Source organism: Rhodohalobacter halophilus (assembly GCF_001715195.1).
GTDB classification, from domain to species: Bacteria; Bacteroidota; Rhodothermia; order Balneolales; family Balneolaceae; genus Rhodohalobacter; species Rhodohalobacter halophilus.
Map to the genome: position 1 here is coordinate 32,494 of NZ_MDWE01000045.1, position 23,621 is coordinate 56,114.

A 23,621-nucleotide genomic window follows, 5' to 3' on the forward strand; every position below is an offset into this window, starting at 1 on the left:
GTAAACGCTTACATTGTTATATAAAACAGATCATCCGGAGACTGTTTGCCGGTCTGTTTAATTGACAATTTTTGAAAAAAAACACGATATGCTAACTCATCTGCTCAATCGAAGACTACTATCACTTTTAGCCCTGTTCTTTACAATTACCCTGATTGGCTGCACATCTGATCAGACTGAATCTACTGCGAAGGTGGCTGAACCCACACCCCCCGAGTGGTCGGTTGACGCCAACATCTACGAAGTAAACATCAGACAGTTCTCTCCTGAAGGCACGTTTGAAGCATTTACGGAAGATATTCCTCGCTTAAAAGAGATGGGCGTAGAAATTTTATGGCTTATGCCAATACATCCGATTGGTGAAGTAAACCGGAAAGGCACGCTGGGAAGCTACTACAGTATTGTAGACTACACGGAGGTGAATCCGGAGTTTGGAACAAAGGAAGATCTGAAAAACCTGGTGAATTCCGCCCATGAACATGACATGAAAGTGATCATCGATTGGGTAGCCAATCACACCGCGTGGGATGCTGTTTGGACAGAAACCAATCCGGAGTATTATGAAACAGATGAAGATGGCAATTTCTTTCCTCCGGTAGAGGACTGGGAAGATGTAATTCAGCTCGATGTAGAAAACCGCGATATGTGGGAAGCGATGATTCAGGCGATGGAGTATTGGGTTCGCGATTACGGAATTGACGGTTTCCGTGCTGATGTGGCCTACATGGTTCCAACAGAATTTTGGATTACTGCGCGGGAACGGTTAGATCAAATCAAGCCTGTATTTATGCTTGCTGAGGCCGAAGAACCAGAACTGCATCAGGCATTTGATATGAGTTACGCCTGGGATTATGCATCTACAATACGAAGCATTGGGGCGGGAGAAGCCGGCTTGAGCGCACTCGATGAATCACTCAATGAGAATTTTGAGCGGTTCAGAAAACAGGATTACCGAATGTTTTTTACCACCAATCATGATGAGAACTCATGGACGGGAAGTGACCGGGATATGTATGGTGCCAATTTTGAAAATTTCGCCGTCCTTTCTGCAACGGTTTGGGGAATGCCGCTTATTTACAACGGACAGGAGAGTGGCTTGAACAAACAGCTTGAATTTTTTGAGAAGGATGAAATTGAGTGGGGCAACTATCAGTATGAAGATTTTTATAAAACCTTGCTCCGGCTGAAGCGTGATAATCCCGCTCTGCATAATGGCCGGGCCGGCGGTGATTACCAAAAAATGCATACAGACAACGATGACCAGATCTTTGCATACAAGCGTGTGAAAGAGGATAATCAGGTGTTTGTGATCTTGAACTTTGCGGATGAAGAGACCGGTTTTTCATTTGCATCCGGTGAGCAGGGAGAGTGGTTTGATCTATTCAGGGGAACGGATATCACCGTGCCGGCTGAATTTAGCGTACCTGCAAACGGCTACTATGTTTTGACCCGATAATTACCAGACATCTTAATCATAAAATCTACCATTCATGAGTGTTACACCGAAACCTCGTCCCAGACTTAGTTTTTGGGAAATATGGAATATGAGCTTTGGTTTCCTTGGAATTCAGTTCGGCTTTGCGCTCCAGAACGCCAACGTAAGCCGAATATTTGAAACACTTGGAGCCAATATTGATGCGATCCCAATTCTTTGGATTGCAGCACCCGTTACGGGATTGGTTGTCCAGCCAATCATCGGTTATTTCAGTGACCGAACATGGACGCGGCTGGGCAGGCGTCGTCCTTACTTTTTGTGGGGGGCTATTTTTGCTTCTGCAGGATTGATCATTATGCCGAATTCGCCTTATTTGTGGGTTGCAGCCGGTATGCTTTGGATTCTGGATGCTTCGATCAACATATCGATGGAGCCGTTCCGTGCATTTGTTGGTGATATGTTGCCATCCGAGCAGCGAACCAAAGGATTTGCCATGCAGAGTTTCTTTATCGGAACAGGTGCCGTTGTGGCGTCTGCACTGCCATGGATGATGACTAACTGGTTTGGCATTGCAAATACAGCTCCGGAAGGTATGATTCCGCCATCCGTCAAATGGTCATTCTACATTGGAGGAGCCGTATTTCTGTTAGCTGTTCTCTGGACGGTAACGCGAACCCGGGAATACTCCCCGGAAGAATTGGAAGCTTTTGAGGCTTATGAAGATGAACAGATTGATGATGCTGAAGAGGTAAAACGGGAAGTGCCGATAGAAGCGGGTGAAGGCGGTAAGAAGGTGACGTTTGGAATCATCTTTACCCTGCTGGGGATCGTGGCAACAGCGGGTGTCTACTTCGGCGGTTACGATGCGGAACTTTATATTGTGTCAGTCGGGATTGCTGTATTAGGTGTAGTCTCTTTTCTGGCCGGATTCATACAGCAGAGCGGAAAAACAGACCAGGGTTTGGTTGTTGTTGTACACGATTTTCTTCATATGCCCAAAACAATGGTGCAGTTGGCTGTTGTACAGTTTTTCTCCTGGTTTGCACTCTTTTCACTATGGATTTATACCACAGCAGCGGTAACATCGCATATCTATGGAACCAGTGATACCACATCGGCTCTCTATAATCAGGGGGCGGACTGGGTAGGAATTCTGTTTGCTGTTTACAATGGATTTGCTGCAGTTGTAGCCTTCGGCCTGGCACCTCTTGCCAAGCTGACCAGCCGAAAAATTGTGCACGCCATTGCGCTGATTGCCGGAGGAATCAGTCTCATCGGGATCTACTTTATGTCGTCTCCCAACATGCTGATTATCTCCATGCTTGGAATCGGATTTGCGTGGGCGAGTATTTTGGCAATGCCATATGCGATTTTAGCAGGTTCGCTACCGGCCAAAAAAATGGGGCTCTATATGGGAATTTTCAACTTCTTTATTGTGATCCCCCAAATTCTGGCCGCAAGCTTACTCGGTTTTGCCACCCGTAACTGGTTTGGCGGAGAAGCGATCTACTCCCTCATGCTTGGAGGTGCTGCAATGATCGTGGCAGCCGCTTCTATGTATTTTGTGGATGATGTGGACGATCCTGACACCGCAAACTTGCCATAAAGGCAAATTTCAATACCCGTCAGTATCTGAATTCTGACGGGTTTCTTCTTAATCAGATGGTTTATCCGGTTATCATTCATATCTTACAGCCGGAACATTATTAAGCCTCACGTACCCTATTCAATTACGCATCACATGAGACTCGATCCAAAATATTTCAACCTGTTTATCGTCATTTTGGCGTTTCTCACGGTTTTGGTGATAATCTTCGGAACCATACGATACACGCAAAATCAGGCCAGAGATTTTAGGCAAGCAGTATCGGACGTTCCGCTGGATACGCTCTCTTTTCAAACCTATCAATATGAAGCTGAGACGATCCGTCTTTCCGATTTCCGTGACTCTCCGGTCATCATTCAATTTTGGTCTACCTGGTCGGGCAAATCGCTCGCCGTCAACTCGTTTCTTGAGGACTATATAAGAGATCATCCGGACCTTATTGTTTTAGCAGCCGCAATCCGGGACGACGAAACACTTATCAACAATCATATCAACAGCGAAAAGCGAGGGTTTATCTATGTGGAAGGCACACCGTTTTTCCAGGAACTTTTGGTGCCGGGTGTTCCGTCTCAAATCCTGATCGGACCGGATGGCAAACTGTTTGATACCCAGGTCGGGGATGATGTGTTTTCCCTGGATGATAAACTGAACCGATTGATGAATGAGTAATCAGGGTGTTTTTGTATCACTAAATGGTAATATCATGCCAAAGGAGAGTGCACGGATTCCGGCAGACTCTTCGGCAGTTCGTTACGGAACCGGCTGTTTTGAAACGTTTAGGACAGATGCAGGAAAGTTTTTCAAACTGGGGGATCATATTGATCGTCTGAACCGCGGAATTGATTATTTAAGCTTCGGGCAAATTGCACCGGTTATTGAAAACGATTTGAAAGAGCAGATACTCAAACTACTTGAGAAAAACGATCTACCCGATTCATCTGCAAAGGTGAGAGTTCAATTTTTGCTGGACGAAAAGTCAGGGTATAATGTGGATGAAAATCCTGCTCACAGCGTGTTGATCACCGTGTCGGAGCTGAAGCCACAACGAGAAATGGTGAGTCTTGCGACGGTAAAAACGATAGTCATTCCAACAAGTTCCCGGCCCACTGAACTGAAGCTTAGTAATATGCTCCACTACAGGCAGGCATGGCGTGAAGCTAGTCAGCATGGCGCAAATGATGCTTTGATGCTTACACAAGATGGTTTTGTCGCAGAAACATCCATCGCAAACCTGTTCTGGATCAAAGAGAATACCGTGTTTACACCCGACACGGCTTGTGATATTTTGCCCGGAGTGATGAGAAATTGTGTTATTGGATTTATTTCAGATCAACTGGGTTTGAATGTTCAAGAGGGGAAGTATCGGCTTGATGAATTGAATAAAGCAGAAACTGTTTGGATCACAAATAGCGTAAGAGAAATTCAATTCGTGCGAAGTATCGATGGTCAGGAATTTGATACAGATTCTGAATTTTGTAATAAACTTCTATCAGATTTTGAACGATTAAAAGAAGAAAAATTACGTTGAAATCACCATCGTTTGATACCATTGAGCAGGTTGAATCCTTCCTGCTATCAGTTCCCAAATTCAGCACTTCAGGACGCTCAGCTGCTAATTTCAGTTTGGACAGGATGCTCATGTTTTGTGAACGTATGGGAAATCCTGAAAAAAGGGTGCCGATGATTCACGTAGCGGGCACAAACGGAAAAGGAACTACATGCCAGATGCTTGCTTCCATCTATCAACAAGCGGGGTACAAGACCGGTCTTTACACCTCTCCACATCTGCTTGATGTGCGGGATCGTTTCAGAATAGATGCCAAAAATATACCGGATGACGACCTGCTAGAATTTTTTCAGTTACATGGGGATTACGTTGTTGAAGAAAAGCTCACATTTTTTGAGCTGACAACCGGAATTGCCTTCTGGTACTTTGCAGAGCAAGATGCGGACATTGCAGTAATTGAAACCGGATTAGGCGGTAAGCTGGATGCCACCAATGTGATCGATTCAGAGATTGCCGTGATTACATCTATCGGGATGGACCACGCCGATATTTTGGGGGATTCGATAGAACTTATCGCTGCAGAGAAGGCGGGGATCATCAAACCCGGAAAACCTGTTGTTATAGGTATTTTAAAGGATGAGGCGTTAAGGGTTATTAGTAAAATCTCTTCTGGTCAGTCATCACGAATTCTAAAAGCGGAACAAATAAAGCCAAAGTTAGAGGGAGGTCAGTTTGTTCTTTCTGATGGTGCTCAAAAACTTGAAATATCCGCAGAAGGAAGAAAAGCGATCGACCGGGTGAATATTGCTATGAGCCGATTAGTTGTGATGGCGCTGCAACAGAAATTTCCGGTGAATGATCGGCAGTTTGTTGAAGGTGTTGAACAGATGAAGGACAGATTTGCTCACCATGCTCATTTCGAAAAATTGAAAACCGATCAAAATTGGTATTTTGATGGCGCACACAATGCGGAAGCTGTTGAAATTTTGGTGGAAGAGTTGAAGAGAATCGACCATCCGGATAAGTGGAATATAGTTCTCAGTTTTATGAAGGATAAACTATCTCCGGAAGTTGCAGGTCAGTGGATGCCATTCAAAAAAATCTATCTGTTTGAACAGGAGGGAGATCGTGCTGCAAAACTTCAACAAATGAAGGAATTTTTTCCTCATGCAAAAACTTTACATCAAAACAGTATCGGAGATTTCTTATCATCGGAGACTCTGAAAAGAGAATTAGTAATTTTTAGCGGAAGTTTTTACTTTTACAATACTGTAAGGCACTGGATGGGAACAGAAGCCGACTAAAAAATAATCTTTCCGCTCTAAGCAGAACTACAAATCCCTCTTTGCGTATATCAGCTACTACGTTGAGCGCTACTCCAAATGAAATTTCACAAGAATTAAAATCTCATTATGTCGGACAGTCAAACCGATAAGAATCGTCACATCGACCTGGATTCTCTACATTCGAAAACAGTTAAGGATCTGAAGGAAATTGCCAAATCGATCGGAATTCGTGGTGTATCTGCACTTAAAAAGCAGGCCATTATTGATCGAATCCGAAAAGAGGTCTCTACCGGAAGTAACCGGCCGGCCCAAAAACAGGATCAGGCAAAATCTGAACAGCCAGTGCAAAGTGCCTCATATGGAAGTAAGGCACATATTCAGACCTATGATCAGGATGCAAATAAAGGGCGATCAAAAAGAGATAATCAGCAGCATGGTGGCCGAAGAAAGAAAAAACCTCAGAACAAAAAGCATGTAAGCAATGTGCTGCCCGAATCGGATGCACCGACTCTTCAGGAGCGGCTCGATGAAATTACCCCACAGCTGGGTAAATTTTTGTTGAATGAGGGAACTCTTGAAATTTTGCCTGACGGATATGGTTTTTTACGATCAGTCAACTACAACTATAAGGCGAGTCCAGACGATATTTATGTATCTCCCTCTCAAATTAAGCGTTTTCGCCTGAAACAGGGGGATTGTGTGATTGGAATAATTCGTCCTCCTAAGGTGGGAGAGCGCTATTTTGCTCTTTTACGGGTTGAGGGAGTGAATGGAAAAATTCCAACGGATATGGATAATCGCGGTGATTTTGAGGATCTGCTGCCGGTCTATCCTGATATGAGATTTAAACTTGAGAACAACCCGTCGGAATACACAACACGACTGATTGATCTTTTTGCCCCTATTGGTAAAGGCCAGCGTGGTTTGATTGTAGCCCAGCCTAAAACGGGTAAGACTACCATTTTGAGAAATATTGCCAATGCGGTTAACCGAAATCATCCCGACACCAAAGTCATTATTCTTCTGGTAGATGAACGTCCCGAAGAGGTGACAGAGATGGAGCGCACCGTAGAAAACGCGGAAGTTGTTGCTTCCACGTTTGATGAGAAGCCGGAAAATCACGTCGGGCTTTCTGAGATTGTGTTTGAAAAAGCAAAACGTCTTGTGGAAAGCGGTCAGGATGTACTTCTTCTGATGGACTCCATCACCCGCCTTGGACGCGCTTACAACGTTGCTACAGGCAACTCCGGACGAACCATGACAGGTGGTATTGATTCGGAAGCATTGAAGGCGCCTCGTCAGCTTTTCAGCTCTGCACGAAATATTGAGGGAGGCGGAAGCCTCACTATTATCGCTACTGCATTGGTTGACACCGGATCGAGGATGGACGATGTGATTTTTGAGGAGTTTAAAGGAACCGGTAACATGGAGCTGGTATTGGATCGCCGGCTTGCCGAACGCAGAATTTTTCCTGCAATTGATATTTTTAAGAGTGGTACACGGCGAGAAGAGCTCATTGTACCGGATGAGGAGAGAGAAAAAGTTGTACTGCTTCGCCGCTATCTGAATAACCACAACGCTTTTGAGGCGATGGAATTCCTTCTCGACAAGATGAAGGGAACCCGAAGCAATGAAGAATTCCTTATTTCTATGAACAAATAGCGAAACTTTAAACCCCGTCAGACCGCTTCCGCGGTCAGACGGGTATGACGCTACAGTACTCTCATCTCTATAATAAGACCTGAAAGTATGAGAGCTAAGCGAACTTCTTTCAGCGTCTGACCCAAGCCTCCTCGTCCGACGGCTCTAAGGAAGATCAGGCTATGAAAGTGAAAACTCGCAGCCGTCATACGAGTTTTTTGGCTAGCTCAGAGGTAACGAATTGGAAAATAACGTAGATGATTACTCGACCGTCGAGTGAACGTTGTCAGATCTTTTAGACGCTGACAAGTTCGGGCTTCTACCCATCCTTCAATATATATCTTCGCTTCTCATCGAGCGACAATTGACCGGTTTTCTTGTAGAGTGAGTGATAGAAGTACATGGTCGCTTTTTCCTGATATGCCTTTCTGAGAATCAGTTTTTTTGTCTGTTGAACCTGAGCTGAATCCAAAACGGTTTGAGGATGAGAGGGACGATTCAGGTGAAATTCAGTAGGTATCAGATCTCCCATAAAGTATGACACTGCCTGAGAATCTTCTATCCGAACAATGGAGTGGCCGGGTGTGTGCCCGCCGGTTTTGATCATTTCTACGCCGGGGGTAACTATATACTCATCATCTTCAACAAAATGGAGGCGTTTTTCGGCAACCAGTTTGTAAAGTTCATCCAGGCGGTAGTCGGCACCGATCAGTTCGGGCTGCTGGTCGATCTGAGTTAAAGCATAGTCCCATTCGTCCGAATGGACGTAGTAAACTGCATTGGGAAAGGTAGGCCTGGTTTCAAACCTATCGTTTACAAAGGTTGATCCTGCCACGTGGTCGAAGTGAAGATGACTGAGAATCACATGGTCGATATCCTCGGGCCTTAAGCCAAAAATCTTCAGATTTGTTATTACGTTGGAGGTGTCCTCAAATTTGCTTGTATGATCGAGACCCCAGCCGAGGCCCGGATCAATGATAATATTCTGTTCACCTGTTGAAATAAGAAGCGGGTCGATACCCAGGGCAGAGGAGTACTTTCCAAGGTTTGGGTCTTCCATCGGGTTTTTAAGCCTTTTTGGATCCATTTTTTGGATGGTGCCATCTTCAAAGAGTTCAAAAAATCCCTCACTTAGCTGCTCTATCGTGAATGTCTCTTTTATCATGATGAATAAATATAAAAAAATAGAGTGCTCCAGTTTTTGAAACCGAAAGCACTCTGTGTTAAAACTGATCGTCAAGATAGTGACAATCGTAAAATATAGAAATGACGGGTTGTCAGAATATTGCGATAAAATCCGTTGGATTATAACTTATTGCACATCAATTCGAATTGGCAACATTGCCCAGTTGTGACCACTTGGCTGATTCAATAACTGTTGAATTGTTTGTGTCTCTTCAAGGATATTATCGGGCATCCAGGAAGTTAACATGGCGTGCATTTTGGCGTTGGCTGACCCGAAGAGCGACTCAAACAGATCCTGAGCTTTTGGGTAGGTATCGATTTTATATTCATCAATACCGGCCATCTCTGCAGCTATCTCAATAGCTCGGTCCAGGTCTCCAACTTCATCAACAAGTCCGGCATCAAGTGCTGCCACGCCGGTGTATACACGTCCCTGCGCCACTTCGTGAACCTCATCCCGGGTCATTCCACGTGCATTAGCAACCCGGTTCAAGAACGTTTCATAGCCGTTTTCAACGTTTTGCTGAATAATTCGCCGTTCAGCCGGAGTGAATGGTCGGGTAAGATTTAGAAGATCGGCATATTCGTGAGTTTTAATTGTCTCATACTCAATTCCTATTTTGTCTGAGATCAGCTCTTCAGCATTGAACAGCAGGTTGAAAATTCCGATAGATCCCGTAATGGTATTCTGGCCGGCCAGCACTCGATCGGCCCCCATGGCCATGTAATATCCGCCTGATGCCGCAACTGTTCCCATGGATGCAACCACCGGTTTCTCATCAGATGCTGATTTAATATAGTGCCATAGCAGATCAGAACTGGTTGCAGATCCTCCGGGGCTGTCGATGTGTACAACAATCGCTTTCACATTATCATCCTCAACAACACTCTCAATCTGTTTTTTAAGCTTCTTAGGGGTGATGCCTGCTGAACCAAACGGAGAGTCTGAAAGGTCCGGGAGAATCATCCCACTGGAGTAAATAATGGCAACTTTGTCGGAGGTATCGGGTTGATCCAGGCCGGCACTTTTCGGTGTTACACGAGAGTATCTGGCAAAAGCAACCGTTTTCAGGTCATCATCCTCATCAATTTCAAGCCGTTGTTTAATGATTGTTTCGACCTCATCATCAAACGCAAAGGCATCAATTAAACCGTTCTCCAATGCAAAATTTAATCGATCGACGGGAGGGGAGTTCAGAAGCTCATTCACTTCATCAAAAGACTTTCCGGTACGTTTTACCACAGCTTCAACAAACGTATTGGTTGCGGAGTCCAATATCTCTCTGCTCTGCTGAATGCTCTCCGGTGAGGCCGATTCGTTGATGTAAGGTTCAACGGCTGACTTGTATTTTCCTACACGGAAAATTTCCGGTTCGATACCGATTTTATCCAGCATTTTTGTGTAGAAGCTAAATTGACCAACAAAACCATCGAACTCAAAATTTGTGGATGGCGGTGAGAAAATACTGTCGGCCAGTGTTGCCAGAAAGTAAGCTTTTTCATTCATGCCAATATCGTCCGTGCTAAAGTAGAGTGGTTTTCCACTCTCTTTATACTCTTCAAAATATTTGTAGGCGGTTTCCAGATTTGCCCAGGAAGCCACAACCTGATTTGTTTTTACCCAAACAGCTTCAATTTTGTCATCGGTCGCAGCTTTTTTGAGATTTGACTTCAAATTTTGCAGCGACATTCTGTTTTTAGCACCCGGATTAAACAGCTCCTCAATCGGATCATCAGATACTCTGGCAGGAATATTTCCTTTTATATCCATGGTGAGAACAGTATTTGAACGGATGTAGGGTTCCGGTTCGGAAGAACTGCTGATCAACGTTGCAAAGAGAATCAAGACCAGGATGAGTACTCCGAGAATCGTGCCTAAAATTGAGGCGAGAAAAGTTTTAAAAAATTGCATTATCTGACGGTTTACTTATTATTTTTAAATTACATGAATGAGGACAATCCATCTGTTGTTGGGTGAACTTACTAAATCTAAAAATTCATTCCACGCTAAACTCCTACGAAATATGAAAGATTTTGATGCATTAATTATTGGTTCAGGTCATAATGGGCTGGTTACCGGCTGCTACCTGGCAAAAGCCGGCTACAGAGTAGGGGTTTTAGAACGCAGGGACACTGTTGGCGGAGCGGTTTGTACGGAAACGATGTTTCAGTCGGAGGAAAATCCAAATGGATTCCGGATGGACGTAGGATCGTCTGTGCATATTATGATTCATCAAACCGGAATTTTGGAGGAGCTGGAACTGACCGACTATGGACTTGAGTACATCGAGATGGATCCGTTTATGAGTTATCCTGTGCCTGAGGGCAAAGGAGTAATCCACTTTCATAAAGACCTGGAAAAGACATTGGACTCGATTGCCCAAGTGGCACCGGAAGACGTGGAGAACTACCGGGAATTTATCGAATTTTGGGGGCGCATCAACAAAGGTGTTTTGAAGGCGTTTATGGTGCCACCCACCGGTAAAAATATCTTTATGGAGATGGCAAAAGGTCAAGTTCGGGATGGCTCTATGTTTAAAAAAGGGGAGCAGATCGATGGGTTGCAGAAAATTTTAGGCAGCTATGGAAGTGTGGTCGATAAAGCTTTTGAGAACCCCCACTTAAAGGCAGCATTAATTTGGTTTGCTGCACAGTCGGGGCCGCTGCCGGATCAGTCGGCGACGGGTGATTTTGTTGGTTGGCAGTCGATGCTGCACGAAAGTGGAGCGAAGCACCCGAAGGGTGGAAGCGGAATGCTCACGCAGGCAATGAAAAAGTTGATTGAAGCTCATGGAGGAGAGGTAATTGCAAACAGTCCGGTGCAAAAAATCGATATTCAGAACGGTAAGGCGGTAGGTGCTTTTACGGAATCGGGAGACTATTACAAAGCAGATCTGATTGTATCGAACGCTCACGTTCAAACAACTATGCTGAAACTGGTTGGACGAGAGCACCTGGATGATTCACTCTTCAAAAAGGTGGAAAATATTCAGGTGGGTAATGGTTTTGGAATGGTGATTCGTTGCGCTGTAGAAGAGCTTCCTCAGTATAGTGCTGCACCTGATGACCCGATTATTCACAACGGTATGCAGTTGTTGGCTCCATCGGTAGACTACATGAACCGGGCTATTGGAGATTACACAAAAGGTTTGCCGCCTGAGGATCCTGCCGTGCTGGCAATGACGTTTTCAAAAATTGATCCTGAAGTGGCCAAAGACGGAAAGCACACGCTCTTTGCCTGGGCTCAATGGCATCCATACGAATTGTCAAACGGTGAAAAATGGGATAATATTCGAGAACGGGAAGCTGAAAAAATTTATGGAGTTGTTGAAAAATATGCCCCAAACATGAAAGGAAAGCTGATAGATTGGTATATTCAGTCCCCGCTGGATATTGAACGGAAGCATGGACTTCTGCGCGGTAACGTGATGCATGTGGAGATGAATTTTGATCAGATGTTCATGTTCAGGCCTACACCTGAACTGAGCCGGTATGAGACACCAATTGAAAATCTCTTTTTGTCTAGTGCTTCCTGCCATCCGGGCGGTGGTGTGTTTGGGGCTGCGGGATACAACGCAGCTCACGTTATTTTAAAGAAATCAAAAAAGAAACTATTCGGAGTTAAACGTTGAAAAACCATTTCCCAAGCTCGTATTTGGAGATAAATCTACCCGCTATTTCACAAAATATTGAAGCAATTAAACAGCGTGTTCCAGATAAGCAGTTTCTGGCTGTTGTAAAATGCAATGCCTACAGCCATGGTGTTGTAGATGTTGCCAAACATATTCAGGATCAGGTTGATTGGTTTGCCGTGGCAAGTGTAGATGAGGGCATTGAATTGCGAAGGAGCAATATCACCAAACCTATACTGGTTTTTGGGATTCCTACTTATGAAACAGCAGCAGCATATCAAACTCATAACCTGACGGCTACTGTGAGCCACATCAGCCATTTTTCCATTTTGATGGACGGTACGGATTACCACCTCAATTTCGATACGGGAATGGGGCGGCTGGGATTTTCACCGGAGCAGGCGAAAGAAGTGCGTCAGCAGGCGGTACTCAATCAGAGACTGACATGCAGCGGAATCTACTCTCACTTTGCTACGGCAGATGATCCGGGCTCTGATTTTGTCGGAGTACAGCACAGTCGTTTTATGGATATTATCAAGCATTTTGAGGAGATTCCGATTAAACATATCTGCAACACAGGTGCATCTACTAATTATGACCTGGAGCCTTTTGATATGATTCGGATCGGTTTGGGGATGCTTGGGTATAATCCCGGTCTAACTCGCCACAACTGGCTTAAGCCGGTCTTAAACTGGGAGACGAAGGTTGGGGTGGTTCGGCCCATCAAGAAAGGGGAAACGGTTAGTTATGGAGCGAGGTGGACATGCCCCGAGGATGGCTACCTTGCAACGATTCCGGTTGGGTATGGCGATGGAATTCCAAGATCGCTCAGTAATAAATTGAAAGTGGCAATCAATGGAAATCTCTATCCACAGGTGGGAAGTGTAACCATGGATTATATCATGGTTTTTCTGGGGGATGATAAACTATCACCTGAAACGGATGTTACATTGATGGGAGGAGATGCACTGAATGCCGCAGATTGGGCAGAGTTGGTAGGGACCAATATTCACGAAATTCTGACCAACCTTAAAGGTCGTTTTGTACGCAACTACCTAAAATATTGACATAAAAAAAGGAAGTGATTTCTGATCACTTCCTTTTTTAAGATCGTATCAATTACTTTAGTCAATGATATCCAGAACAATCAGGTCGTATTGAAGAACAGAGTTTTTGTAATCTTCATTGGCAGTACCGTTGGGTAAATCAGCAAAGCCCTGTTCAGGTTGTACAATCAGTGTGCGCCTTTCACCTTCTTTCATCCCAATTACCCCTTGTCTCAAACCGTATGTATATGCCAACTGTATGTTATAGCGAAACACACTGGGGTTTAGCTGAATATTGCTTATACGTACTGTTGTGGGTTCAACACTGGAATCGTTGTAGGTACTGTAAATAATATCGCCCTCAAGAGTTCTTAGGGTAATAAAGAGAAGGATATCATCCCTAACTGTTACGGTTCCAACACCGTCGCCCTCTTCATGAATATAAGCAGTAATTCCCTCTTCAATTTCAACAGCTTCCAGCCCTTCGTAATCGTAAGCAGCAGGAACGGTAGAGAAGTCAGGTGGCGGAATGTAGAACGGATCATCATTATCGCAGGATGCGATGGAAAAAAAGAGTAGAACTGATCCGATTGCGATTTTTAATGGGGTTAATTTCATGTATAAAACCTGATTTCTGAATTAGATTAAATTTCAATCACGTGCAAAGGTAACGGTATTTCGGGAATCATTAAACTTCATCTTTCAAAGATTTACTCTGTAGATCAGTCAGATTCGCCAAACGCTTTTTCTAACGCACGCTTGCGCTGTTTATTTGCGATTTTACTTAAAAAGATGGCGAACTGATAGAGAAACAGAAGTGGAATGGCAATCATTAGTTGTGAAACAGGATCCGGTGGCGTTAAAAAAGCGGCAACGATCATCACTGCAATAATGGCATGACGCCTGTAGGTTTTCATAATTTCAGGCGTTAAGAGCCCGACTTTGGAGAGGTAGTAACTCACCACCGGTATCTGAAAAATTACACCGCATGCCAGAGTCCACATGGCAACGGATGTAAAATATTCGTTGATGTCGAATTCGTTACTGATCACGCTGTCAATGATAAACTGGGTAAAGAACTGAACGGCAAATGGGACCAGAATAAAATATCCGAACATAATCCCCACTAAAAAGAAAAAGGTGATGAACATTGCGTTCAAAAATGTTTTGATCTTCTCGCCGGTTTCGAGAGCCGGTTCCACAAACGACCACATCTGATAGATAAACAGGGGAGACCCGATGATTCCCCCCGTAAGGATAAGCGTGCCCCAATAGGTGAAAAACTGCCCGGGAAGCCGGCGTGAGATCAGAGAGAGATCAACTGCGTCAACCGGCATGATGTTGTACATGAAAAAATCGGCCCGGGCAGGTCCCAGAATGAGCTGAGTGATGATAAAATCGCGAAAGTAGAAAGCGATAATTACACCGGCCAAAACGCCGACAAGTCCCTTGAGAATTCTCCAGCGAAGTTCCTCAAGGTGATCCAGAAACGACATGCTTGCGGTTGGATCCTCTTTGGGTGGTTTGGCTTTGGGCAGTATTTTACCCATGATATTTCGCTTTGTACCACCTTTTTCGTTGCTCATTCGGTCAGACTTCTCCGATTGTTGTTAAATTCATACCGGAAACTTTAGGCTGTCACAAAGTCGTAAAGGGGAAATTTTTCGCACATCTCCCGTACACTCTGCTTCACTTTTTTGCGGTTCGATTCATCTTCAGGTTTTTGAAGTACCTGATCAATCAGATTTACCACTTCACGAAATTGATCTTCCTTAAACCCGCGTGTTGTGAGGGCAGGGGTGCCAATTCGAATACCCGATGTTACGAACGGACTTTCCGTATCGAAGGGGACCATATTTTTATTAACGGTAATTCCGGCGTCATCCAACGCCTCTTCAGCAATTTTACCTGTTAACCCTTTGCTTCGCAGATCTACAAGAATCAGGTGATTGTCCGTGCCGCCGCTCACAAGTGTGTATCCCCGGTTCGAAAATTCCTCTGCCATAACCCTTGCGTTTAACTTGACCTGTTTTTGATACTCTTTGAATTCCGGTTTCAGAGCTTCACCAAAAGCAACGGCTTTAGCAGCAATAACATGCATAAGCGGACCGCCCTGGCTTCCGGGAAAAACTGCAGAGTCAAGCACCTCACTCCAATTTTTTGTCCTGCCCGACTTTCTTGCAACCACACCCAGTGTGTTCTCACCATCCTTTCCGATGAGGATCATTCCACCGCGGGGACCGCGTAACGTTTTATGTGTGGTTGTGGTAACTACATCACAAATCTGCAGGGGATCGTTCAATTCACCCGCTGCTATTAATCCTGCTGTATGAGCCATGTCCATCCATAAGATCGCTCCCACCTCGTCAGCGATATCGCGGAATGCCTGATAATCAAAATCACGTGGATAGGCGCTCGCCCCGATGGAGATCATTTTGGGCTGAACTTCTCTGGCTTTTTCACGTACTTTGTTCATATCGATACGGCCGGTCTCTTTGTCAACACCGTAGAACTCTGCATTGTAGGTAATTCCCGAGAAATTTACGGGTGAACCGTGAGTCAGATGTCCACCGTGTGCCAGGTCGAGGCCTAACAGGGTTTCTCCGGGTTTCATCATCGCAAGGTAAACCGCTGCATTTGCGGATGCTCCGGAATGTGGCTGTACGTTAACCCAGTCGGCGTTGAAAAGTTTTTTAGCACGCTCGCGAGCCAGATCCTCTACCTCATCAACAAATTCACAACCGCCGTAATAACGTTTACCGGGATAACCTTCTGCATATTTATTGGTTAAGACCGAGCCCATTGCAGAGATGGTGGCCTGAGAGGCGAAGTTCTCAGAAGCGATTAGTTCAAAATTGTAGTTCTGTCGATCCGTTTCCTGTTTCAGATATCCAAACAGTTCGGGGTCCTGATTCTTTAGGTTATCCATAGTCTGCTACTTATCTGTTAAAGAATGAATTTTGTTTACACGTCTTTCGTGGCGCCCGCCTTCAAATTCTGTTTTGAACCATGTTGAAAGGACATCTTCAAGTGTTTCATCAGAAAGCTCGCGTCCGGGCAGGCAGAGAATATTGGCATTGTTGTGCTGGCGGGTTAATACTGCTGATTGATGACTGTAGACTAACGCGCCGCGTACATTGGGATATTTATTTGCCGTCATGCACATTCCCTGACCACTTCCGCAGATGAGCACTCCTAACTCGTGATCGCCATTATTTACTTTTTCAGCTACATGTATAGCGTAATCGGGATAGTCTACAGAATCGGGCGAGTGCGTTCCGAAGTCGAGCGGTTCATGACCAATTTTTTTCAGGATCTCTTTCGCTTTCTCTTTGGCTTCGTATCCGGCGTGGTCACTGGCAATAGGTACAATCATGAGGATGTTTTGAGCTTTAAGTTTCAGGCTCTAAATATCTCGAAAAAATAGATGAGGAAAAAATGGAATAGCACTAATAAATGTGACATTATCATTCAAATGGTCTAGCGAAGGAAGTACGGATAGTATCTGCCGTCATGCTGCCAAATACACCGATTCCACCATCTATATTGTAGAGCAGATTTGGAATTTCGCCGGGCGATAGGGTTGAGCCCCCCAATTGTACCTCTTGTGAGCGAATAACATCGGCCAGATTTTTATCCACGGAAAGTGTAACAACCAAATTATCTCCATAAAATGCTACACCAATCCATGGAAACCGTAAAAGTACCGTACCGTCCGGCTGGGGCTCAAAGTTTCCTTCATTTATAAGACCGGATGAATTTCGGACATATTCATTGATATCGATATCTTCATCATCTTCAACTACACTTAAGTAGAATGGAGTAAGGTTTTCAATTGCCGGATCGAGAGAAATAGAATTAAACACAAATACATTTTGTCCGTCAGAGGTCTGCTGAATTCTGTCCAGTACAATTTCTAACTGATTTTCACTCTGGTAAACCACACTTTCCGGAATATCGTTAATTACCTCAACCTGATCCGGTACAGTTGTGACGGCTCGAATTTCTTCAGGACGATTGTTGAAAACCACATCAAGCTGATATTGAGTGAGTGGCTTAACCCGGTAACTCTGTACCAATGGGAAGTAGACACCGGGTTGATCGATAAGTTCAGCATATTCAAAAACCTCTTCCGGATTCCCGTCATCATCCAGCCTGGAAACCAGAACCGTTGCATTACTGATTGCACTGTTTTCAAAACTGTACTCTGAGTTGGCAGGTAGTGTGCTGCTTACATAGATATCCGGCAATCGCTCACCGGCCGTCATGTAGCCTTCAACAACAACATATTCCTGATAGTCATCCTGTTCATATTGTTCACAGGAAAAAAATACGATTGTTGAAAGCAACAGTATGGAAAGTATTTTCAGTTTCTTCATCATCAGAAATTAACCGTATAAGAAATTGATGGAATAATGGGTAAAAGCTGAACATCCTGCCGTTCTACAGGGTTTTCATCAAAATCATAGTTGTAGAACCAGATATTCCTTCTGGAGTAGGCGTTGATAACCTGAAATTGCCATTCGGCATCTCCTAAATTGAAGAACCTCCCTTCTCGACTAAACGAAAAATCAAGCCTGTGATAGCTGGGTAGTCTGGATGCATTGACCTTGCCAACCGTGAAGATATCCCGCTCTGCACTTCCCCAGGGGACACCATTGAGCTGAGTACGACCAAGCGGTTCTGTGTAAGGCTGGCCGCTTGCAAAGTTAAAGACCGTAGAAAATGACCAACGATCAGAAATTTGATAGGTAGCTACGATATTTGCATCGTGCTTGCGGTCGTATTTTGGAGGATAGAACCGGCCTCTTTCCGGGTTATCAAGTATTTCGGTGTTAAAACCGGGGAATTTCCGTTGAGTAATTCCGAACGTATATCCCATAAAACCGGTAAACCGTCCACGTTGTTTTTCCAGAAACAGCTCGATGCCATACGCATATCCCTCACCAAAACGGAACAGGTCGGTGTAGTCAAGCCCCGCTGCATCACTCACAAAAGGGTCTAGCTCAAATAGGTCGCGCATGGTTCTGAAGTAAAATTCAACATCAAATCCGTAGCCGTCAAAAGGGATCGTTTTAAAGCCCAGAACAAATTGATCTCCAAAGGAGGGAGGTACCCCGTCGTCAGATGTTAACCATATGTCGAAACCGGAGAAAGCTTCGTTGGTTATCAGTGTTAAGTATTGATAGTATCGGCCGTAGGCAGTCTGAATTCTAAGATTGGAAAAGGGTCTGTGTTCAATAGAAAACCGGGGTTCAAGACGATGAAAGTTCCCCTCTGAAAATGAATTTAAACGAATGCCGCCATTGATTTTCCAGCGATCAGACGGTCTCCACTCATTTTGCAGATATGCAGAGAGATAGGTAGACTGAATGCGATTTGTGAAGGTGGACTGATTGTCAAATCGATCGGCGTATTTGAGCGTCAAAATTCCTGACCATATACCCGCTGAGAGCGTGTTACGGTCGTTGATCAGGTATTCCAGGTCGGATTTTAGTGAAAAATCATAGATCTTATTATCACTTTCGAATGGTGTACCGCCAATTTCAAAACCGGGCTGATTAAAATACCTGGAGCCGGTTACCGTAGCCGAACCGAAAAGTCGATCTGAAAGTATTCGCCGCCATTTACCGCTGATTGTTTGATTTCCATAATTGAGCCGGATCTGTGCATCCTCTTGAAATGGGAGGGAGACACTGTCGTTTCCACTGTAGAGAGCCAATGAAAAGCGATCGTCATCGGTGGCATCAAAATTAATTTTCCCGTTGATATCGTAGAAGTAGAATTTGTCGGGCACTGTATCTACAGACTGCCGCAACACTGCAAGTACAGGTTCGAGGGTTGATCTGCGAACAGCAAGCATCCAGGAGCCTCTGCTGTACGGGCCTTCTACCGATGCCCGAGAGGCAAGGAGTCCTAAACTGACTGTCCCGGTCGTCTCATTTCGGTTTCCGTCTTTATTAAAAACGGTAAGCACAGATCCCAGGCGTCCTCCATACTCAGCCGGGTATCCGCCCTTGTAGAGACGGACATCTTTTACTGCATCCGGATTGAACGTTGAGAAGAATCCGAAAAAATGCGAGGGATTGTAAACCGTAGTCTCATCGAGCAGGATTAAGGTTTGATCCGGTCCGCCGCCGCGAATATAGAGCCCGCTCGAAAAGTCGGAAGCGGCTTTAACTCCCGGCAGGAGTTGTACTGAACGAAAAACATCCGGTTCTATAATTGATGGCACTTCTTTTATTAACTCTGTGGAAACCTGTGCACGCCCGATGTTTCTCTGTTCTTCCCTTTCAGCGGTAGATTCTACCACAAGTTCCTGAAGTTGGATTCCCTCAGGAACCAACTCAATATTTAATCGTAGATTTTCACCCTCACTGAGAGAAATTTCTCTTTCAAACCTTTGGTAACCAATAAAGGTGGCAATGAGTGTATAGGTGCCCGGCTCTATATTTGTGATGCTGTAATATCCTGACGTATTGCTTGATGTACCGCGATTGGTTTCCAGAAGAGCGATATTGGCTGCGATCAGGGTTTCACCGGTTTGGCTGTCGGTAATGTACCCGTTAATCGATCCGTTAGACTGTGCAAATAGAGCCGTTTGGGTAAATAAGAGGATGATGAACAGTAATAAAAATCGATTCACAGTAGTTATTTTATGGACTCTCTGTGTTTATAAAATGTTAAAAGAGAGAAGAATTATTTATCTCAAATAGTTCCGGAACAGGAGTGGTAATTCATCAAAATGAGTAGGTAAACTGTTCTTAGAAGATACAGGATAATAAGATTTACTGAACTGAAAGATAGAAAACATAGATACGAATTGTGTGTTCAATTCGTTACCTTGTAACAAGATCTTTGACATACTGGGGCTGTACCGGATTCGACGGGTTGAGTACAATTGCAGGCTGCATGCCGAGATTGTCCGATGAATCTCGTTAATCATTCATCATGGAATAAAAGTAGTTGACAACAATTACTCTTACAGACTCGCAGCATAAACTGACGAGTCCGTTCCTTTGGGGTCTTGCCAGTAGGCCCCTCTGCGAGCGCCGATAAAACTGGCTTTTCCGAAGGGCGTTTCTGCCGCGTGGCTGGAGAACTTAATGCAGGATAGGGTGGAGTTGCTTTGCTATTGAGCACTGCTTCATCCGAAACCTTAATCAATAGCTAAGCATGTAGATGCTTGACGATTTACCTTCTCGGACCGGGGTTCGACTCCCCGCAGCTCCACATTTGTTTTAAAAAAGCTCTTAATCGAAAGGTTAAGAGCTTTTTCTTTTTTCAACAATCATTAAAATTGAAAATATCGTGTAAGGATCTTCACGTATTTGTTTCTTACAAATAAAAAGGAGATCAAATCATGAGAAGAGAACTTATACTTTCCAACCTGAGAATTGAACTGAGAAGAAAGCAAGCTTCTTACCTTTCAGAAAAGCGAGCAATTAGCCTGATTGCAGACTTTTTAGATAAAATGTCTATTGTACACTCTTCCCAAATCAGAAACTGGCAACGTGAATTCTTTTTGTCGGAAATGGAGCGAAATGATGACAAATCAAAAGAGGATCTGCTCCAAGCCAAATCTGCGTTGACGTTTTTATACACGATTGTACTTAAGAAAGGCAGAGGAATTGATTTATCCGATCATCGGGATGAATTTGAAACAGATCCAGGTATATTAAAAATCACCGGATAAAATGTGAAGCCTATAAAAACTTGCCTTTAGTCCATCGACATCGGGTTGTTCTCCGCAATGTCTTTGTACATCAAATACTCTTCGGGGGTAATATCTGCAAAAAGATAATTGAGTGGATCTACTGCTTTTCCATTGTAGTGTACTTCGTAGTGGAGGTGAGGTCCATTTGTCATACCGGATTCACCTGAAAATCCAATCAACTGACCACGTTCAATTTTTGCACCTGTTTTTATTCCATCAGCAAAACCGGACATGTGTGCATACCGGCTCACATAGCCAAACCCATGATCGATCTCAACTAAAAGACCGTAATTTCCACGTCTTCCTGCATATTTGACTGTGCCTTCTCCGGTTGAGTAGATATCTGTTCCAATATTTGCCCGGAAGTCAATTCCTTCGTGCATTCTTCGGTATTTGAGTACCGGGTGAATTCTTGGGCCGTAACCGCTAAGCAGAATTCCGTTTACCGGTCGGATGGCAGGAACATGCTTTAATCTTTCCTGATTCTCATTGTAGTATGATTTAATCTCATCGAACGACATTTTTTGAATACCAAGTCGTCGTTCCAAGTTATCAAGGCGGGATGCCGTCCAGCGGAGAATTTCAGACGCGTCATCGCTATATAGATCGAAGTCGGAATAGGGGTCTGTACCACCAGTACCGGCCATGCGTTCGTCCTCGGTAATTGGGTTTAATCCCAACACCGAACGATACATCTCATTATCCAATTCGGCAATTGAACTCAATTCAGTTTCAAGCTCTGTGATGGATATGCGGGTTGTTTCAAGCTGTTCAAGAAGTGCTTTGTTTTCTGCCTTTAATGCAATTTCCGCCGGTGATCCGATGAAGTTGGAAAGTACAATGATGGCAACGCTGGCCATTACGATACCGTTTATGGCCCAAAAAGAGAGAGCATTAAATATCTTTTTCCTTTTATCGTAAACAACGGGAACAAACTCGCACTTCTCGTTGTCGTAGTAAAAATGGTTGATATCAGACATATTTAGAGCAGTTGTAAATCAGCGGCAATAAGTTAGCACATTCCTTTTCCATTTAAAAGAGTGATTTGTAGAGGCTTTGTTACGAATTTTTTTTTGAATTAACCTACTCGAAATCTCCTTCGAAGTATTCAATCGCTCTTTTGGGCATATCTCCCCGGTTTTTTTTCTCAGCAATATGTTTTTTTACTTTTTTCTGAAATGCTTTTGCAGCATCATAGCCGTAATGTTTTAGCAAATAGTTCATAGCAATAACTTCTGCAATGACGGTAATATTTTTACCGGGGGTAATAGGCAGGTGAATTAACGGTATATCTGTTCCTAAAATTCCAATCGTATCATTATCAAGTCCTGTACGATCAACTTTGTCTGTATTGTCCCAATAGGTAAGTTCTAAAACAACTTCCAGTCGTTTTTGATATCGAATGGATCGAATTCCAAACATCGACATCACATCAACCACACCAAGGCCGCGGATCTCCATAAAGTGTTTGTTCATTTCGGTGGCAGAAGCCATCAATACATTGCTTTTCTTTGTGAGCATTACAACATCATCGGAAACCAGGCGGTGTCCACGTTCAACCAGATCAAGGGCAACTTCACTCTTTCCGATTCCGGATTTACCGGCGATCAGAATTCCAATTCCATAGACATCAACCATTGTGCCGTGAAGCATGGTTTGAACGGCAAATAGATCTTCGAGAAAGTCTCGAAGCTGATACATGAACTTCGTCGTTTCTACTTCAGTGCGGTAGACTGGTACCTTGTGCTCTTCAGCAAGCTTGAGCGCTTTATCAGGTAGATTGTTGCTGTCGGTCAAAAAAATGACGGGTAAATCAAAAGAGACAAGCTGTTTAAAAGCCTTTAACATCTCCGTTTCACTTAAATTGCGAAGGAATCTGCACTCTGTGTTACCAATTATTTGTATTCGCTGGTAGGTAAAGAGATCAACATAACCGGCAAGCGCCAAACCGGGTCGGTGCAAGTCGGCTTCAACAACAAAATTTTCTTTCGCAAACTCTTGAGCAGCAACGGGTGATAATTCAATCCGTATCGTTTCTTTTAAACGCTCAACTAAAGAGTGAACGTCTACTTTTTCTCGTCTCGGTATGGCTTCCTGATTTTCGAAAAGCATTGAAAGGATTGTGAAGTGAATAATAAAAAACCTGCCGACAATAAGATAATCGGCAGGTTTAATTTAGGAAAAATCAGTGGTGTTCGAAGTGTTTGGTTTTATATTTTCTTAGCTGACGTACAGCAGTATCGACCGCCATCCCAATTGCCTGCTCATAAGAGGGCGCTTCTTCACTCACATTGATGAGGGTTTTAGGAACTTTTACGTTCAATTCAGCAATTGCCGGATTGTCGTCATCTTGACCGGGTTGCAGTACGATGTCGCAAACAATAATTTTATCAAAAAACTGCTCCAGTTTTTCAACTGAGCTTAAACTAAACTCTTTTAAATCCTGGCTGCAGTCGAAGTGTCTTGCTGTGAAAGTCGTTTTCATTATTTCCTCCAATTAAGGTTTATTTTTCTGCCCGTGGATGGGCTTTACTGTAAACATTCTTTAGTCTTTCTACGCTGGTGT

At 44.0% G+C, this 23,621-nt stretch carries 20 protein-coding genes and 1 other RNA gene; 10 read left to right on the forward strand and 11 right to left on the reverse strand.

The features are described from left to right. Positions 1 to 88: 88 nt before the first annotated feature. From BG260_RS12020 to rho, 6 genes are all read left to right on the forward strand, one after another. Positions 89 to 1,456 carry an alpha-amylase family glycosyl hydrolase gene (locus BG260_RS12020; RefSeq protein WP_069133025.1) on the forward strand — a complete coding sequence of 456 codons (1,368 nt, stop codon included), beginning with the start codon at positions 89 to 91 and terminating at the stop codon, positions 1,454 to 1,456. Positions 1,457 to 1,490: 34 nt separating this feature from the next. Beyond that, positions 1,491 to 3,041 (forward strand): MFS transporter, encoded by a 1,551-nt coding sequence (locus BG260_RS12025; protein ID WP_069133027.1) that lies wholly within the window; start codon positions 1,491 to 1,493, stop codon positions 3,039 to 3,041. Positions 3,042 to 3,176: 135 nt separating this feature from the next. Then, positions 3,177 to 3,710, forward strand: a complete 534-nt coding sequence (locus BG260_RS12030; RefSeq protein ID WP_069133029.1) for a TlpA family protein disulfide reductase — start codon at positions 3,177 to 3,179, stop codon at positions 3,708 to 3,710. Continuing rightward, complete coding sequence (locus tag BG260_RS12035; RefSeq protein ID WP_069133031.1) at positions 3,703 to 4,569, forward strand: aminotransferase class IV; 867 nt, start codon at positions 3,703 to 3,705, stop codon at positions 4,567 to 4,569. The genes BG260_RS12030 and BG260_RS12035 overlap by 8 nt, the downstream gene beginning before the upstream one ends. Beyond that, on the forward strand, positions 4,566 to 5,852 hold the full coding sequence (locus BG260_RS12040) for a bifunctional folylpolyglutamate synthase/dihydrofolate synthase (RefSeq protein WP_083750296.1): 1,287 nt from the start codon (positions 4,566 to 4,568) through the stop codon (positions 5,850 to 5,852). Before BG260_RS12035 ends, BG260_RS12040 begins: the two co-directional genes overlap by 4 nt. A gap of 108 nt (positions 5,853 to 5,960) precedes the next feature. Next, the gene (gene rho / locus BG260_RS12045) at positions 5,961 to 7,496 is read left to right on the forward strand and encodes a transcription termination factor Rho (protein WP_176719491.1); all 1,536 of its coding nucleotides are present in this window, start codon (positions 5,961 to 5,963) and stop codon (positions 7,494 to 7,496) included. A 298-nt stretch (positions 7,497 to 7,794) separates the two neighbouring features. Here the strand turns inward: rho and BG260_RS12050 are convergent, their stop codons facing one another. Both BG260_RS12050 and sppA read right to left on the reverse strand, forming a co-directional pair. Then, entirely contained in the window at positions 7,795 to 8,640 is an 846-nt protein-coding gene (locus tag BG260_RS12050; protein WP_069133033.1) for an MBL fold metallo-hydrolase, read from the reverse strand. A gap of 147 nt (positions 8,641 to 8,787) precedes the next feature. Further along, positions 8,788 to 10,572 carry a signal peptide peptidase SppA gene (sppA, locus tag BG260_RS12055; RefSeq protein ID WP_069133035.1) on the reverse strand — a complete coding sequence of 595 codons (1,785 nt, stop codon included), beginning with the start codon at positions 10,570 to 10,572 and terminating at the stop codon, positions 8,788 to 8,790. 112 nt (positions 10,573 to 10,684) lie between these two features. Here sppA and BG260_RS12060 point away from each other — a divergent pair, with 112 nt between their 5' ends. Beyond that, a complete protein-coding gene (locus BG260_RS12060) occupies positions 10,685 to 12,292 on the forward strand; it encodes a phytoene desaturase family protein (protein ID WP_069133037.1) in 1,608 nt (535 codons plus the stop codon). 23 nt (positions 12,293 to 12,315) lie between these two features. Beyond that, positions 12,316 to 13,359 (forward strand): alanine racemase, encoded by a 1,044-nt coding sequence (alr, locus tag BG260_RS12065; protein ID WP_069133039.1) that lies wholly within the window; start codon positions 12,316 to 12,318, stop codon positions 13,357 to 13,359. Positions 13,360 to 13,416: 57 nt separating this feature from the next. Here alr and BG260_RS12070 read toward each other — a convergent pair whose 3' ends face one another. The 6 genes from BG260_RS12070 to BG260_RS12095 all read right to left on the reverse strand — a co-directional run bounded on the left by BG260_RS12070 (position 13,417) and on the right by BG260_RS12095 (position 19,984). Next, complete coding sequence (locus tag BG260_RS12070; protein WP_069133041.1) at positions 13,417 to 13,956, reverse strand: FKBP-type peptidyl-prolyl cis-trans isomerase; 540 nt, start codon at positions 13,954 to 13,956, stop codon at positions 13,417 to 13,419. A 104-nt stretch (positions 13,957 to 14,060) separates the two neighbouring features. After that, entirely contained in the window at positions 14,061 to 14,924 is an 864-nt protein-coding gene (gene tatC, locus BG260_RS12075) for a twin-arginine translocase subunit TatC (protein WP_245683963.1), read from the reverse strand. Positions 14,925 to 14,968: 44 nt separating this feature from the next. Next, positions 14,969 to 16,267: a serine hydroxymethyltransferase gene (gene glyA, locus BG260_RS12080; protein ID WP_069133043.1), complete on the reverse strand. Its 1,299-nt coding sequence runs from the start codon at positions 16,265 to 16,267 to the stop codon at positions 14,969 to 14,971. A 6-nt stretch (positions 16,268 to 16,273) separates the two neighbouring features. Continuing rightward, entirely contained in the window at positions 16,274 to 16,714 is a 441-nt protein-coding gene (gene rpiB, locus BG260_RS12085; RefSeq protein WP_069133045.1) for a ribose 5-phosphate isomerase B, read from the reverse strand. 91 nt (positions 16,715 to 16,805) lie between these two features. Further along, entirely contained in the window at positions 16,806 to 17,720 is a 915-nt protein-coding gene (locus tag BG260_RS12090; protein WP_083750298.1) for a DUF4249 family protein, read from the reverse strand. Next, positions 17,720 to 19,984 (reverse strand): TonB-dependent receptor, encoded by a 2,265-nt coding sequence (locus BG260_RS12095; RefSeq protein WP_069133047.1) that lies wholly within the window; start codon positions 19,982 to 19,984, stop codon positions 17,720 to 17,722. The genes BG260_RS12090 and BG260_RS12095 overlap by 1 nt, the downstream gene beginning before the upstream one ends. Before the next feature lie 222 nt (positions 19,985 to 20,206). On the opposite strand from BG260_RS12095, the gene ssrA reads away from it, so the two are divergent. Together ssrA and BG260_RS12105 are read left to right on the forward strand one after the other, a co-directional pair. Further along, positions 20,207 to 20,574, forward strand: a transfer-messenger RNA (tmRNA) gene (ssrA, locus tag BG260_RS12100). A gap of 127 nt (positions 20,575 to 20,701) precedes the next feature. Continuing rightward, a complete protein-coding gene (locus tag BG260_RS12105) occupies positions 20,702 to 21,034 on the forward strand; it encodes a hypothetical protein (protein WP_069133049.1) in 333 nt (110 codons plus the stop codon). Positions 21,035 to 21,060: 26 nt separating this feature from the next. On the opposite strand, the gene BG260_RS12110 is transcribed toward BG260_RS12105, so the two are convergent. The 3 genes from BG260_RS12110 to hpf all read right to left on the reverse strand — a co-directional run bounded on the left by BG260_RS12110 (position 21,061) and on the right by hpf (position 23,540). Further along, positions 21,061 to 22,035 carry a M23 family metallopeptidase gene (locus BG260_RS12110; protein WP_069133051.1) on the reverse strand — a complete coding sequence of 325 codons (975 nt, stop codon included), beginning with the start codon at positions 22,033 to 22,035 and terminating at the stop codon, positions 21,061 to 21,063. A 103-nt stretch (positions 22,036 to 22,138) separates the two neighbouring features. Beyond that, positions 22,139 to 23,167, reverse strand: coding sequence for an HPr(Ser) kinase/phosphatase (gene hprK / locus BG260_RS12115; RefSeq protein ID WP_069133053.1), 1,029 nt, complete (start codon positions 23,165 to 23,167; stop codon positions 22,139 to 22,141). A gap of 73 nt (positions 23,168 to 23,240) precedes the next feature. Further along, on the reverse strand, positions 23,241 to 23,540 hold the full coding sequence (hpf, locus tag BG260_RS12120; RefSeq protein ID WP_069133056.1) for a ribosome hibernation-promoting factor, HPF/YfiA family: 300 nt from the start codon (positions 23,538 to 23,540) through the stop codon (positions 23,241 to 23,243). Between the last annotated feature and the right edge of the window lie 81 nt (positions 23,541 to 23,621).